The organism is Cryobacterium sp. TMT2-4 (assembly GCF_004402575.1).
GTDB classification, from domain to species: domain Bacteria; phylum Actinomycetota; class Actinomycetes; order Actinomycetales; family Microbacteriaceae; genus Cryobacterium; species Cryobacterium sandaracinum.
The window spans coordinates 1-14,474 of record NZ_SOGE01000026.1 but is presented as its reverse complement, the minus strand read 5'-3'; the positions used below and the strand labels follow the sequence as shown (position 1 = coordinate 14,474).

15 protein-coding genes are annotated in these 14,474 nt (G+C 68.4%); 2 read left to right on the top strand and 13 right to left on the bottom strand.

Going from position 1 to position 14,474, the window contains the following annotated elements:
* Window positions 1–5: 5 nt before the first annotated feature.
* Both E3O54_RS07460 and E3O54_RS07455 read right to left on the bottom strand, forming a co-directional pair.
* Window positions 6–1,508 (bottom strand): hypothetical protein, encoded by a 1,503-nt coding sequence (locus E3O54_RS07460; RefSeq protein WP_104099762.1) that lies wholly within the window; start codon window positions 1,506–1,508, stop codon window positions 6–8.
* On the bottom strand, window positions 1,505–1,831 hold the full coding sequence (locus E3O54_RS07455) for a hypothetical protein (RefSeq protein ID WP_134401300.1): 327 nt from the start codon (window positions 1,829–1,831) through the stop codon (window positions 1,505–1,507). The genes E3O54_RS07460 and E3O54_RS07455 overlap by 4 nt, the downstream gene beginning before the upstream one ends.
* 180 nt (window positions 1,832–2,011) lie before the next feature.
* Between E3O54_RS07455 and E3O54_RS07450 the strand changes: the two genes are divergently transcribed.
* On the top strand, window positions 2,012–2,539 hold the full coding sequence (locus E3O54_RS07450; RefSeq protein WP_104099783.1) for a low molecular weight protein-tyrosine-phosphatase: 528 nt from the start codon (window positions 2,012–2,014) through the stop codon (window positions 2,537–2,539).
* Window positions 2,536–3,918, top strand: coding sequence for an adenylosuccinate lyase (gene purB / locus E3O54_RS07445; RefSeq protein WP_134342718.1), 1,383 nt, complete (start codon window positions 2,536–2,538; stop codon window positions 3,916–3,918). The genes E3O54_RS07450 and purB overlap by 4 nt, the downstream gene beginning before the upstream one ends.
* A 112-nt stretch (window positions 3,919–4,030) precedes the next feature.
* Here purB and E3O54_RS07440 read toward each other — a convergent pair whose 3' ends face one another.
* The 11 genes from E3O54_RS07440 to E3O54_RS07390 all read right to left on the bottom strand — a co-directional run bounded on the left by E3O54_RS07440 (window position 4,031) and on the right by E3O54_RS07390 (window position 14,341).
* Window positions 4,031–4,285, bottom strand: a complete 255-nt coding sequence (locus E3O54_RS07440) for a hypothetical protein (RefSeq protein ID WP_104099765.1) — start codon at window positions 4,283–4,285, stop codon at window positions 4,031–4,033.
* Window positions 4,282–4,881: an HdeD family acid-resistance protein gene (locus E3O54_RS07435; protein WP_104099766.1), complete on the bottom strand. Its 600-nt coding sequence runs from the start codon at window positions 4,879–4,881 to the stop codon at window positions 4,282–4,284. The genes E3O54_RS07440 and E3O54_RS07435 overlap by 4 nt, the downstream gene beginning before the upstream one ends.
* 87 nt (window positions 4,882–4,968) lie before the next feature.
* Window positions 4,969–6,183 (bottom strand): Dyp-type peroxidase, encoded by a 1,215-nt coding sequence (locus E3O54_RS07430; RefSeq protein WP_370247543.1) that lies wholly within the window; start codon window positions 6,181–6,183, stop codon window positions 4,969–4,971.
* A gap of 44 nt (window positions 6,184–6,227) precedes the next feature.
* Window positions 6,228–6,773: a copper chaperone PCu(A)C gene (locus E3O54_RS07425; RefSeq protein WP_104099767.1), complete on the bottom strand. Its 546-nt coding sequence runs from the start codon at window positions 6,771–6,773 to the stop codon at window positions 6,228–6,230.
* Between the two features lie 97 nt (window positions 6,774–6,870).
* Entirely contained in the window at window positions 6,871–7,464 is a 594-nt protein-coding gene (locus E3O54_RS07420; RefSeq protein ID WP_134342719.1) for a copper resistance protein CopC, read from the bottom strand.
* Between the two features lie 207 nt (window positions 7,465–7,671).
* Complete coding sequence (locus E3O54_RS07415; protein WP_134342720.1) at window positions 7,672–8,283, bottom strand: hypothetical protein; 612 nt, start codon at window positions 8,281–8,283, stop codon at window positions 7,672–7,674.
* A 103-nt stretch (window positions 8,284–8,386) separates the two neighbouring features.
* Entirely contained in the window at window positions 8,387–9,760 is a 1,374-nt protein-coding gene (locus tag E3O54_RS07410; protein ID WP_104099770.1) for an NAD(P)(+) transhydrogenase (Re/Si-specific) subunit beta, read from the bottom strand.
* Entirely contained in the window at window positions 9,757–10,080 is a 324-nt protein-coding gene (locus E3O54_RS07405) for an NAD(P) transhydrogenase subunit alpha (RefSeq protein ID WP_104099771.1), read from the bottom strand. The genes E3O54_RS07410 and E3O54_RS07405 overlap by 4 nt, the downstream gene beginning before the upstream one ends.
* Entirely contained in the window at window positions 10,080–11,237 is a 1,158-nt protein-coding gene (locus E3O54_RS07400) for an NAD(P) transhydrogenase subunit alpha (protein WP_104099785.1), read from the bottom strand. Before E3O54_RS07400 ends, E3O54_RS07405 begins: the two co-directional genes overlap by 1 nt.
* Before the next feature lie 1,101 nt (window positions 11,238–12,338).
* Complete coding sequence (gene istB / locus E3O54_RS07395) at window positions 12,339–13,103, bottom strand: IS21-like element helper ATPase IstB (protein ID WP_134401299.1); 765 nt, start codon at window positions 13,101–13,103, stop codon at window positions 12,339–12,341.
* Complete coding sequence (locus E3O54_RS07390) at window positions 13,100–14,341, bottom strand: helix-turn-helix domain-containing protein (RefSeq protein WP_134375303.1); 1,242 nt, start codon at window positions 14,339–14,341, stop codon at window positions 13,100–13,102. The genes istB and E3O54_RS07390 overlap by 4 nt, the downstream gene beginning before the upstream one ends.
* Window positions 14,342–14,474: the final 133 nt, after the last annotated feature.

Below are 14,474 nucleotides of genomic sequence, written 5' to 3'. Positions count from 1 at the left end.
TCGGGTCAGCCGTCGGCCAGGCGGAAGCCCCGCCACCGGGAGGACTCGCCGGCTTCCGTGCCGAGGATCTTCCCGAGGGTCTCCCGGAACTCCTGTAATCGTGGTTCCTCGGAGCCGTCCATGAGCCGCCCGGTCTCCCGGTAGGCGGTGAGGGCGTGAGCCGGCAGCGGCCGGTCGACCGGCACCTCCGTCTCAGCGAACACCTCGCGGCGCACCACCAGGCGCTCATCGTCGCCGGTGGCCGTTCCCCCCAGGGCAGGGACAAGGTCGTCGGTGTGCTCGACCATGACGGCCTCCACGTCTGCGGGCAGGGCCACTTGGGCGGTGAGTCCCCCAAAGGTCGCCACCGCGACGGTGTTGAAGTCCCCGGACGCCGCGAGCTGCGCCGCGACCAACCCGCCCTGCGAGTGACCCACCGGAACCACCGGGTCGCCCGGCGCCACCCCGGCCTCCCGCAGGGCATCGACGACCGCCCGATAGGAGCCGGAGCCCTGGTCGGCGAGGGCGACGAGGTTGGAGGTGAGGTCCCACGGTTGTTCACCGGCGACCGGACTCCACGCCGCGGTGCCGCCGATGTAGACCACCCAGGATGCGTCGTCCGGACCGCCATAACGCTCGATGCGCACCTGTGGGGCGTCCTCCGACACCGAGGGGATGCGGGCAGCCAGGTCCTCGAAGCCGGCCGGCGGAGCGACGGGTCGGCCGGGGAGAGCGGCGCCGGGCCGCGCGGCACCCGCAGGCGGCGGGCCGAGGGGGCGGGTCCCACCGTCGAGCCGCTCCACCGACACGGGAGTCTCGCGCAGCAGGCCGAGGGGGCGGGCGAGCCCGACCAGGCCCGCCGCGGTCGTCGTGACACCGAGCAGGCCGAGGCCCTCGTCGCCGAGGGCCAGTGACACCGGGAACGGCACCCCGGCACGACCGGTGGCCGCGTCGTCGGCCGAGGAGACGATCACCCGCACCGCCTCGACCAGGACCGGGTTGGTCAGGGCCCGCGGATGCGCGTGGACCCAGGCGCCGATCTCGGCGGGCGCGTCTCCCGGACGCCGGCCGGTGAGCAGACCGCCGAGCACCAACCCCACCACGCCGACCGTGAGGCCGGGCACGGCCGCCAGGGCCAGAAGAGGTGCCAGCAGCCCGAGGGTGGAGCCCAGCCAGGCCCCGGAGAGGCTTGCTCCCCAGTCCCGCAGGCGCTCGGCCCTGCCGTAGCCCTCCGCCGCCGCGATGAGAGCGTCGGCGAGGGTCTGGCTGCGCTCCGCGACTCGCTCCAGGGCGGAGCGGGCCGCGAACACGTTCATCCCGGCGTTGGGCAGGCTCATCACCGGACCGAGGGGCTGGTCGGAATCCAGTGCCTGGATGCGCGCCACCCGCACCAGCCAGTCCTCGGCGTCACCCTGAAGCAGCCGCAGCCGCGCCGCCTCGGCCAGCAGCGTGTCGGTGGCGACGAGCGTGCTCCCGCCGCCGGACACGATCAGGGTGTCGCCGGGGCCGCCAGGCTGCTCCCCCGTCATCGCACCGCCCGGGCTGGAGCCGGGCCGGGTGCCAGGGTCGGGACCGGCGCCCGGGCCTCGGCCAGAGCAGCCCCGCCCTGATCGATCGCGGCCACCACCTCGGTGAGGGCGGCGTCGAGGAGCCCGGCGGCTCGGCGGAGTTCGCCGGCGAGGTCGCTGCGCTGACGGTCGTAGTTCCGCTGGGCCTCTGAGCGCCACGAGCCGGTCAGGTCGCCGGCCGTGAGCCGGCCCGCCGCCATGTCGACGTCGTCGCGCAGCAGGCGCACCAGCATCCGTCGCTGCCGAAGTTCGTCGAGGCGCGCCTCCAGCGCGTAATGAGTCACGATCGTGCAAGTCGAGCTGGTGCCGCCCGGAATCTCCATCTCCGCCCTTCTGCGCGCTGCGGATTCGCTGCCAGTGAGCGTGCCACCCCCGGCAGACGTGGTCGCTATGAATCCGAGAGTTCACGGAACATGCCGCACGACGGCGGCTGGGGAGGGGGCCGGGTGCAACACAATGGGGAGATGGACATTGTGTCGATCACACCCGATGAGTCGACACCGTTCCGCATTATTTTCGTCTGCACCGGGAACATCTGCCGTTCGCCGATGGCCGAAGTCATGCTTCGCGATCTGATCACGCGCTCCGGCCTGGGTCGTTTGATCACCACCAGCTCCGCCGGCACCGGCGACTGGCATGTCGGCGAGCAGGCGGATCAGCGCACGATCGCCGCCCTCGCCACCCGCGGCTACGACGGCAGGCATCATCGGGCCCGCCAGTTCGACCCCGAGTGGTTTGCCGACCTCGACCTCGTCGTGGTGCTCGACCGCGCGCAGGAACGCATCCTGCGCAACTGGGCCACGACCGAGCGTGACCGCAGCAAGGTGCGCCTGCTGCTCAGTTTCGATGCGGCCCAGGCTGCCCTGCTGGACGTTCCCGACCCCTACTATTCCGACGATGCTTTCTTTGACACGGTTCTTGGCATGATTGAAAGCGCAAATGAAGCGCTCTTCGCGCAACTTGCACCCGCAATCCGACAGGGAGTCCGATGAGTCCGTTACCGCCCCAGGTCCTCAGCCCACTCGATGGCCGCTACCGCGCCGCCGTCACCGAACTGGGCGAGTACCTATCCGAGGCAGGCCTCAATCGGGCCCGGGTGCAGGTCGAGGTGGAATGGCTGATCACCCTCACCGACCGCAGCCTGTTCGGCTCCGTACCGCTGAACGCGGAGCAGAAGCTCGGCCTGCGCGCTCTGGTCACCGACTTCGGCCAGACCGAGATCGACGAGTTGGCCGTGCTGGAAGCCACCACCCGGCACGACGTGAAAGCCGTCGAGTACCTCGTGCGCCGCCGCCTGAGCACGCTGGGCCTCGACCACATCAACGAGCTCACCCACTTCGCCGCCACCAGCGAGGACATAAACAACCTGTCCTACGCGCTGACCGTGAGCGACGCTGTGCGCGAGGTCTGGCTGCCCAAATTCCGCGCCGTCATCGGCGCCCTGCGCCTACGCGCCCTCGAATACCGCGCCGACTCCATGCTGGCCCGCACACACGGCCAGCCGGCGACACCCACCACGGTGGGCAAGGAGCTCGCGGTCTTCGTCTACCGGCTCGAGCGCCTGGCCCAGCAGGTCGAGGACAGCGAGTACCTGGGCAAATTCAGCGGTGCCACCGGCACCTTCGCCGCCCACGTCACGGCCGATCCCGCCGTCGACTGGCCGGCCGTGTCGCGCGGCTTCGTCGAGGGCCTCGGGCTCACCTGGAACCCGCTGACCACCCAGATCGAGCCCCACGACTGGCAGGCCGAGCTCTACTCGCGCGTCTCCCACGCGAACCGGGTGCTGCACAACCTGGCGACGGATGTCTGGACCTACATCTCGCTCGGCTACTTCCGCCAGATCCCGCAGGTCGGGGCCACCGGCTCATCGACCATGCCGCACAAGATCAACCCCATCCGCTTCGAGAACGCGGAGGCCAACCTCGAGCTGTCCAGCGCGATCCTCGACTCGCTCGCGGCGACACTGGTGACCTCGCGGCTGCAGCGCGACCTGACCGACTCCACCACGCAGCGCAACATCGGCGTGGGCTTCGGACACTCCCTGCTCGCCCTCGACAACATCCTGCGCGGCCTCGGCGAAATCGACATCGACCGCGCCATGCTCGCCCGCGACCTCGACGCCAACTGGGAGATCCTCGGCGAGGCGATCCAGACCGTGATCCGCGCCGAGGTGTCGGCGGGGCGCTCTACGATCGAGGACCCCTACGCCCTGCTCAAGGAACTCACCCGGGGCAAGCGGATCAACCGGCACGATCTGGTGGCCTTCGTCACCGAACTGGAGATCGGCGACGCCGCCAAGGCGCGGCTGCTCGCTCTGACCCCGGGCAGCTACGTGGGTCTCGCGGACCCGCTTCTCGACTACCTGACCTAGCGGCTGCGCGGGTGCTGCGCCGTTCCGCTGGTGGCGTGCCACGTGCGCAGCAGCGCACCCCACGCGCGGCGTCAGAATGCTCGTGGCGTCGGAGTACGCACGGCGCCTCCGTTCAGAGGCCGCGGTCCTGCTCGTCGAGGTCGGACCTCTCGGCCGGGTTCGGCTTCATGCCGAGCACGAGCATCGCGATCACGACGAGCACGAGGATGAACGTGCCGCCGAAGCCGATCAACGCCAGCACCACGTCCCGGGTGCTCATCAGCACGACCAGGCCGAGGAACACGGCCATCACGGCCGAGAAGCCGACGAGTTCGATCGGCTTGAGCTTCTCGGAACGGCTGGGCGTGCGCGGGGTGTTCTGGGTCACAGGGTGTCCGAATCGTTGGGTGAGGCCGTGAGGGCGCGGGCGGCATCCGTGCCGGACCACTTGAGGGAGAACCCGGCGATGGCGAGGTAGACGCCGAGCATCACGAGGTAGGCGCCGAACAGGCCGACCGACACCACTGCGTTGGGCGGCAGCAGCAGGAAGATCACGGCCAGCAGGGCGGTGACGGCGCCGACCAGCAGCCAGTCACGGTCGGCCGGGTCGCGCCGACGCGCACGGATGCCGCTGTACAGCTCGAGAAAACCGGTCACCGCCGCCCAGACCGAGACCAGGAGGAGGAAGAAACCGAGCCCGCCCGCGTGGAAGAGCAGCGCGAGGAGGCCGGCGGCGACACCAACGGCGCCCTGCACCACAAAGAGGGACCGCTCCCGCGGATCGGCCAGCGTGCGCCGGCTGAGCAGACCCACCGTGAGTCCGCTGAGAAGCGCGAAGACGCCGAACACGAGAAGGCCGAATTCCGCCGAATGATCGGCGTTGAAGGTAATCGCGGCCGCCGGCACAAGGGTGAGGGCGGCCCGCAGCACCGGCACCGGCCAGTACCGGCCGGTGGTGGAGTGTGGAGCCTGGGCGTTCGCCACGCGACGACCTCTTTCATTGCGGGTTGAGACGAATACAGTCTACGCGGGCGGTCCTGGCCGCCCGCTGGGCCCCGGTGCGCAGATCGGTCAGAACAGGGTGTCGCCGATGTAGCCGTCCGTTGCGCATCCCGGCGGAATCGCGAACACTGCGGAACCGATCGGGGTGGTCCACTGGTTGAGCAGGTCGAGGGTGTCGAGGCGCTGCTGGATGGGCACGAACTGCGCGTCGACATCCGCCTGGAAAGACGCGAACAGCAGTCCGGAGTTGGAGACGCCGGAACCCTGAGGCGCGTCGTCATAATTGTAGCCGCGGCGGTGGATGCGCTGGGACCGGTCCTCCGACCGGGCGCGACGCAGGTGGGAGTACTCGGGGATGACCGGGAACCCGAGCGCGTTCGTCGCCGTGAAGTCGGGCTCGTCGCGCTCCTTCGTGCCCGTGAGCGGCGCCCCGACGGCGAGAGTGCGTCCGACCGCGGACTCGCGGCCCGAGCGGTCGAGCCCGTCCCACGTGTCGAGGTTCATGCTGATCCGGCGCAGGACGAGGCTGGTTCCACCCACCAGCCAGCCGGGACCGGAGGCCGTGCCCCAGACCAGGGCATTGAAGTCGGCCGTTCCGGCGGCCGGGTTCGCGGTGCCGTCCACCTGGCCGAACAGGTTGCGCATGGTGGTGCCGGGCTTCTCCGAACCGGCTGCTCGGCGGAAGCCGGACTGAACCCACCGCACCGACGCGAAGGAGCGCAGGTCCTTCAGAAGCATCCGGGTGGCATGGGCGACCGTCATCGGGTCGTCGGCGGCGATCTGCAGCAGCAGGTCACCGTCGTTCCACTCCGGCTGGAGCCGGTCGATCGTGAACGCGGGCAGGGGCCTCAGCCAGCCGGGAGCCTCTCCCCCGGCGACGGCGACGAGGCAGGGCCCGAAGCCGAAGGTGACCGTCAGCCGGGCCGGCACGACGGCCAGCTCGGGTTCCGAGTCGGCCAGGGCGCCCTCGCCCTGGGTGAGCCGGGCGGCATCGTCGGTCAGGATGCGCATCATCCGCCGCAGCGCGGCCCGGTCGATCTGCGCGGGCAGGTTGAGCGCCACGAACGTGACCCGGGCCTGCGGGTCGGTGTCCACCCCGGCCTGGTGCACCCCGAAGAAGGGAACGGCGTCGGTGCCGCGAAAGAGCGGTACCGATGGAGCCGCAGAGCCGCCGATCCCGGCCTTGGCCACGAGGTCGATGCCCATGGCTCCGGCCGCACCGATCCCGGCGGCGGCACCACCCAGAAGAAGGCGGCGCCGGCTTAGCCGGCGGCCCGACTGCACGGACGATTCGGGCGGTCCACTCCGTTCATTCTCTGTGAGGGAACTCACTGGCTGTCGGTATCCATGTCCATTTCGGTGTCGCCCTCGTATGTTTCGTTGGCCCCGGTGTAGTCCTTCACCGGGGCCGAGAAGTCCAGGCTCGACCCGTCGGCGAGGTCGAGGGTGAAGGCGGCCGCATCGCCGGCGGCGAGCGGGCCGGTGAGCCCCATCAGCATGATGTGGCGGCCGCCAGGGATGAGTTCGATGGAGCCGCCGGCCGGCACCACGAAGCCATCCGGATTCTCCTGCATGACCATGTCGCCGGCGTCGTTGGCCACGGTTTCGTGAAGTTCGATCATCGAGGCTGCGGATGTCTCGGCTGAGACGACCGTGATGTCGTCGGGTCCGGAGTTCTCGAGCAGGCCGAAGGCGCCGGTCATGCCGGACTCGCTCGCCTTGACCCAGGCATCCGTCATGGCCAGGGTGTCGGCCGAGGTGGCGCTGTCGGTCGTCGCCGCGGGTGCCTCGGTCGCGCCGGCGCAGCCCGAGAGGGCCAGCATCAGAGCGGCGGCGGCAACGACGAATCGGGTGGGAACGGTGTTGAGCTTCATGAGGGGTTCTCCTGGTGTGGTGCGTTGGGTGCTCGGGAAACGATGCGGCGTGTCAGGTGCTTCAGGTGCTTCAGGTGCTTCAGGTGCTTCAGGTTTTTCACGGGTTGCCAGGGCGCCTGGCTCGCCAGGCAATGAACAGGGCGACGGCGGCCAGTCCACCGAGGGCACCGAGGAGACCCACCGCGACCACCGCGAGTCCCGTTCCGTCGGCGGTCTCTTCCGAGGCGGCGGATGTCGCGTCGCCGGACGGGTCCGGCGCCGCGGTTGCACCCGCAGTCGACTGTGATCGAGGCTGGGCCGCGGCGCCCACGGTGAAGGCGAAGGCGCCAGAGACCGGGTGACCGTCGGCGGACACGACCCGCCAGCGCACGTCGTAGGCACCGTCGGGCAGGTCGGCCGCCACCGGCTGGGTGGCCTGCGGCCCGTCGAGCCGCATGTCGCCCTCTGCCCAGTTCTTCTCCTCGGTATCGACAACCATGACGATGGCGCCGACCTCGAGGATGTCCTGCGTGAACGTGATGGCGATCTCGGCGGGAGCGAGGTCGACGTTCACACCGTCGGCCGGCACGGTCAACGCCACCTGGTCGTGGGCGTCGGCCGCCGGAGCCACCGGGCTGAATATGGACAGAGCGATCACGGCCAGGGTCAGGAAAACGGCGGCTGCCGGGCGTCGCGGTTGGGCAGAAATCATTGAAATCTCCGATTCGTGGAGGGAAGAGATGGGGCGGTGCGACGGCAGATTCACCGGGCACAGACGTGCCGGTGGCCGGGTGCGCAGACGCCGGCGACCTCACCGAGGTCGAACGGAATCACTCGGGCCAGGTGTCAGCGGGTCAGCGGGTCGCGCGCAGGGTGCAGCGCATCGGGATCAGAGCGCACGAGTGAGAAGGTCAGAGCCTCACGGTGCCAGGGCGCGCGGGGGCGGACCGCGGCGGAGCGCACTGGAGAGCAGTACGCCGAGATCGGCAGGAACGAAGACCCGGCGGAAAGCAGGGCGCAGCGTCGCCGCATTCGTTCCGATCTGCGCCGGAGCGAGGCGTTCGATCAGGACCGCGATGAGACGGATCGTCGTCTCCTCGAGCAGCGCCCAGAACGTCTTCTCGCCGCGGTACAGGGCGGCGATGGTGACGAGGGCGGCCAAGGCGTGTGCCACCCACATCCAGCCACCAGGCAGGGCGCCGACCGCGTGCATCAGGTGGGGGGTCGCGTCCGCCAGGGTGACGGCTCCGTGATGGGAGGTGCTCGTCATCGTCGTGCTCGAGGCCCCGCCGAGGCCGAACAGAACGTGCAGCAGAAGCTGGCTGACCCCGACGGAGAGGGAGAGACGCAATAGCGACAAGCTTGTGCCGGCCAACAGTACGGACGCTATCCCCGCGAAGGCGAGGGCCAGACCCACGCTGAGCCAGCCGGGAGCGTTGCCGCCGCCGGCGATGTGCGAGAGGGCGGCGACGAAGACGGCGACGGATGCGGTCAGCCATCCGCGACCGAATCGCGCCCACCTGCTCGTCATGGCCCTCCCTCGCACCGGAACCGCCCCGATCGGGATCAGGGTCGGATCCCTGACTGAACCCTACCGCCCTGACCTGTGCGCCGGGGCCGGGCGGGCACCGAACTCAGAGCGCGTTGACCGCGCCGAGCACCTTCGTCAGAGAGTCCTTGGCGTCGCCGAACAGCAGCGTCGTCTTCGGGTCGTAGAGCAGCTCGTTCTCGATGCCGGCGAAACCGGGACGCATCGACCGTTTGAGGAACACCACCTGCCGGGCATCACCGACGTCGAGGATCGGCATGCCGTAGATCGGCGAGCCGGGCGACGTCTTCGCGGCCGGGTTGACCACGTCGTTGGCGCCGACGACGAGGGCGACATCCGTGTTCTTGAACTCGGGGTTGACCTCGGCCATCTCCTTGAGCGCCTCATAGGGCACATTCGCCTCGGCGAGAAGCACGTTCATGTGCCCGGGCATGCGCCCGGCCACCGGGTGGATGGCGAAGACGACCTCGATACCGCGCGCCTCGAGGGTGGTGGCGAGTTCGGCGATGGTGTGCTGGCCCTGCGCCACGGCGAGGCCGTAGCCGGGCACGATGACCACGCGCTGGGCGTAGTTGAGCAGCACCGCGACGTCTTCCGCATTGGAGCTGCGCACGGGCCGGTCGCTCTGGGCGGTCGACCCGGCGGTGGAACCGCCCTTGAACGCCCCGAACAGGATTCCGTTCACGCCGCGACCCATGGCGGATGCCATCGCCCGGGTCAGGATCGTGCCGCTGGCGCCCACGAGGGTGCCGGCCACCACAAGGAGCAGGTTGCCGAGAACGATGCCGGAGGCCGCGACGGCCAGCCCGGTGAAGGCGTTGAGCAGGGAAATCACGATCGGCACGTCGGCCCCACCGACGGGGAGCACGAGCAGCGCCCCGACGAGCAGTCCCAGCACGAGCAGACCGATAGCCCAACCGGCCGCACCGGTGGCGACGACAAAGCCTCCGGCCACAAGGGCGGCCAGCACGATGCCGCCCATCACGATCGCGAGGCCCGGGAAGATGAGAGGCCTGGAGCTGATCAGACCCTGCAGCTTGCCGACGGTGACCGCGGAGCCGGAGAACGAGACGGCGCCGATGAGCATCGTGAAGACCACGGCCACCTTGCTCCACGGGCTGTCGGTGCTGCCGAGCTCCAGCATGGCGACCAGTGCCGCGGCACCGCCGCCGACGCCGTTGAACAGCGCGACGAGCTGGGGCATCTGCGTCATCTCCACGCGCCGCGAGATGGGGGCGGCGATCGCCGACCCCACCGCGATGGCGATGAGGATGGCCGGGATGTTCTCGATCCGGGCGGAGAGGAAGACGGTGATCACGGCCAGCAGCGCGCCGGCGGCCCCGATCAGGTTGCCGCGGCGGGCGGTCTTCGGCGAGGAGAGCCCGCGCAGGGCCAAGATGAAACAGACCGCGGCGATCAGGTAGAGCAGGCTGGTCCACTCGGGGCTGAGCAGGCTCATTTCGTCGCGTCCTTCGGATCGGTCTTCGGGCCGGCGCCGGCCGGTTTGCGGGGGGCGAACATTTTGAGCATCCGGTCGGTCACGACGAAGCCACCGACGAGGTTCGCGGTGGCCATCACCACGGCGAGCAGGGCGACCGCGAGCAGCCACGGCTCCAGGGTCTGCCCGGCGACGATGATGGCTCCGATCAGGATGATGCCGTGGATGGCGTTCGCCCCGCTCATCAGTGGGGTGTGCAGGGTGCTCGAGACCTTCGAGACGACCTCGAAGCCGACGAAGACCGCCAGCACGACGACGGTCAGCAGGGTGATTGGATCCATCAGTGTTCTCCTGTCGCGGCGGCGGCCACGGCGGCGGCCGTGGGTTCGTGCCGGATGGTGCCGTCATGCGTCAGGCAGGCCCCGGCGACGACCTCGTCCGTGAAGTCGGGCGTCACCGTGCCGTCGACGGTCATCAAAGCGAGCAGGTTGGCCACGTTCTTGGCGAAAAGCCGCGAGGCGTCCGCCGGCATCGTGGAGGGGGCGTCCTTCATGCCCACGAGCGTGACGGAGCCGTCACCGACCTGGGTGGGCACCAGGGTGTCCACACCGGCGAGAACACCCTCGACGTTCCCGCCGGTCTCGGCGGCCAGGTCGATCACGACCGAGCCTGGACGCATCGCGGCCACCATCTCGTGCGTGACGAGAAGCGGGGCCGCGCGACCGGGGATGGCCGCCGTGGTGATCATGACGTCGGCTGCGGCCACGTAGGGTGCAAGCAGTTCGCGCTGGCGCACGGCACGGTCTACGCTCAGCTCCCGGGCGTAGCCACCCGTACCCTCGACGGCGTCCAGGTCGAGGTCGACGAAGGTGCCACCCATGGAGGTGACCTCATCGGCCGAGGCCGGGCGCACGTCGTAGGCCGAGACCCGGGCACCAAGGCGCTTGGCCGTGGCGATTGCCTGCAGTCCGGCCACGCCGGCCCCGAGCACGAGCACTCGAGCCGGCGGAATCGTACCGGCCGCGGTCATGTAGAGCGGGAAGAAGCGGGGGAATCGGATGGCCGCCTCGAGCACCACGCGATAGCCGGAGACCAGCGATTGGCTAGTGAGCGCGTCCATCGACTGGGCGCGCGAGATGCGCGGAACCAGTTCGAGGGCAAAGGCCGTCGCGCCGGCCGCGGCCAGGGCGGCGACCGTGGCCAGCTCGGAGGCCGGCGACGCCAGGCCGACCGTAATCGTGCCGGGGCGGAGAGCAGCCGCGAACTCCGGGGCGAGGGGGCGCACGTGGCAGTAGACATCGAGGTCGCCCGGGGTGAGGTGCGGCACAACGGCGGCACCGGCATCCGTGTAGGCGGCGTCGCCGTGACCGGAAGGGGCGCCCGCACCAGACTCAACCAGGACCTCGAGTCCAAGGGTTGTGAGCTGGGTCACTGTCTCGGGGGTCGCCGCGACGCGGCGCTCACCCTGCAGGCGTTCTCGTCCGATGCCGACTCTCACGCGCGTCTCCTTCGTGGCGAACGGCCACGAGCGAGAACGGACCGATCCGAACGCTTGCACGGCACTTTCGTCCCCGTTCGTAGCGTAGTGGGATTCGCGTGCCGCCCGGAGAATATGACCGCGTTGCGGCGGGTGTGTAGGTTCCTGACTCAGTTGTCATTGGCTACTGCCGAAATCACGGCGAATTCTGTGCACCTGTCACCGCGCCAATCCCCGTCTTCCTGTCACTATCCTCGACCGTGTCTCAACCTTGTCCTGCAGGTGGTCAAGGGGTGAGATCACCCGGCAATACCCTTATGGCATGTGAGCAGTTGAGGAAATTCCGAGCATCGTGGCTTCAATCACAGCCGCCGTCGCGATAGGCGTCTCAGTCGGTGGCGCCTTCATGCCGAACGTCGGTCTAGGTCGAATTGAACGACTCACGTCTGCGATTGAGAAGCTCTCTGGTCCAGACCAAGCGCCCTCAGCGAAGTGAGATCGCAGCTGATCAGAAACTATGTCAAAGCATCTTCTTCATGGACATTAACTGCTGACCGGATTCAAGTTGGCGTGCTAACGGCCGGTGGAACTCTGATGTTCGTTTCGCTGGGCGCGAGCTTCATCGCGGCTGCGTCAACTTCACCGGGATCGGAGGACCGGTCGAGCGCCTGGTGGATCCCTGGCTATGTCATTGGCCTGGGCACGGTGGTTGTCAACTCAATCATCTTGTTGTGTCGGAGAGCTCGCGCCAAGAAGGATCCGGAAGGACACACAACTCGATCCATCGTGACCGTTCCACAGCCGCCAGTCGGCACACCGACTAATGCAACATCCACTGCAGCAGAAACTTGTAAGAAGCTAGACCCGCTGCATCGTTAGCGCTTGGACGCTCCATGCCTGCTACGAAATGCGTCGTCTCTCGATGCCAGAATCGAGAGTGGGGGTGTCACGACCAACTTTTCGGCGGAAGGCGAGTCCACCCGTGAGTCCGAAGCACGAAGTTGAACTGGTATGAGCCTCGCGCCGCCTCTTGGACGCGTTTGGATGCCTTCCCGAGTGTTAACGCCGACTGAAAACAGGACCACTTCTGCCAACTGAAAACAGGGCCACTCTCGTGTGGTTCTAGTGTGCCGTAGTCACGGCGGGTTGGTGTTGCTTGAGCCGGTAGCTGTTGCCTTTGAGGCTGATTACGTCGGCGTGGTGAACGATGCGGTCGATCATCGCGGAGGCGATGGTGAGGTCGCCGAACACGTCGCCCCAGCGGGCGAAGGGCAGGTTGCTCGTCATGATCAGCGAGGCGTGTTCGTAGCGGGATGACACGAGCTGGAAGAACAGGTTCGCGGCGTCCTGGTCGAATGGGATGTAGCCGACCTCATCGACGATCAGCAGGCTGTAGCGGCGCAGCCTGATGAGTTCGGCGGCGAGTTTGCCCCGCGAGTGGGCCTCTTGGAGTCGAGTCACCCAGCCCGTCGCGGTGTCGAAGAGGACCCGGTGGCCGGCCTTGGCGGCCTTGATCCCGATGCCGACGGCGAGGTGTGTTTTCCCGGTTCCGGGTGGCCCGAGGAGGACGACGTTCTTCGCTTCGGTGAGGAACACGCTCGTGCCGAGGTGCGCGATCAGGTTTCGGTTGGCGGAGGGTTGGTGGTCGAAGTTGAAGTCCTCGAGGGTCTTGTGACCGGGAAACCGGGCGGCCTTGATCCGCAGCGCGGCCCCGGAGGTTTCGCGTTCGGAGACCTCTTTGGAGAGCACTGCGGAGAGGTATTCCTCGTGGGACCAGCCCGCGTCGCGGGCCTGATCGCCCAGGCGCCGGAACGCTTCACTGATCCGTGGCGCCCGCAGCGCGCGGGCGTAGTACTCGATCTGCGAGGCCGCTTCCGAGCCGGTCATGACGCGACCGCCAACACGGTCGGTGCGGCGTCGATGTCAACGCTGAAGAGCTCGTCGTAGCGGTCCAGTGAGGCCATCTCGACGACGGCCGTGACCGTGGGCCGGCGGGCGCGTTGGGCTTGGAACTGGGCGCGCAGCTCGGCCGCGCGGAGGACATGTGCCGGGTCGGTGACGGTCAGTTGCCGAGCCCACTTCCGGCGATGCTCGGCGATGAGGACCCCGTCGTGGTGGACGGTCACGCGCTCCAGGCTCGCTGCCACGTCAACGACCCGGCCGATCATGGCTGGGTCGACGGAGTAGTCGTTGCTGAACGCGCGAACGTAGTAATCCCTTGGGAGCCGGACGCTGTTGCGGAACATCACCTCCGGCGCCATCGGCGGCAGGCCGCGCATCGCCGCCCGGTCGAGGCGGACCAGGTCACCGGGTCGCCCTCGTCGCGACCTCGAGAGACGGTTGTTCGCGATGGGCAGCCAGCCAGCCAACTGCTGGTTGAAGTCGTCGGGAGAGATGAAGGCGCGACCCGACATGAATCGGCTGCGGAAGAAGCGATTCATCCGCTCCACCATGCCCTTGGACTCAGGATCGCGGGCCTTGAGCAGCTTGATTTGCGTGCCGAGGGTGCCGGCGAACGCGGCGGCCGGCTCGGTGAGTTTCCCGCGCCCGATGCCGGTCTCGTTGTCCCAGGTCAAACGGGCGGGAACGGCCTCGGCCTCCTGCAGCAACGACCACATCCCACCGAGCAAATCCGGCGTCGTCCTCGAGGGCAACATGCGGGCCTGGATGAATCCGGAGAACGTTGACGTCATCACCAAAACCGGCGGCGCAGCAGCCTGGTCATGGCCCAGCGGCAGGTCTTCGTGCGGGAACCAGAGATCACATTGGACCTGGAACCCGGGCGGGTGCACCAGCCGATCCGCGGGATCCGGCACCGCATACTCCGGCCGCAGCTCGGCGATCTTGGCCCGGAACAGCGACGGAGACCCCGACCAGCCCACCCGCTCAGCAGCGGTCGCGGCCGGCATCGTTGGCGTCGCTGCGAGCAACACCCGCACCTGGCCGGCGAACGCGTCGAAACTCGACCCAGTCGGCTCCCGCTGATACGTCGGCGACCGATCCACGGCCAACGCCCGGTCCACCGTTCCTCGGGACACTCCAACCAGCCGAGCTATCTCCCGCTTCGAATGCTTCCCCGTCGAATGCAGGTGGCGAATCTCTGCCCAATCATCCAATTTGATCACCTTCCATGATGGTTGGTGGCCCTATTTTCAGTTGGGGCGAATTCCAGCGGTCGTCGCAACACTGGTTGGTTAGCTGGATTCTAGTTCGTCGACGAGGAGCTCGGCTGGTGTTGTCCAACCGAGGCGTTTCCGG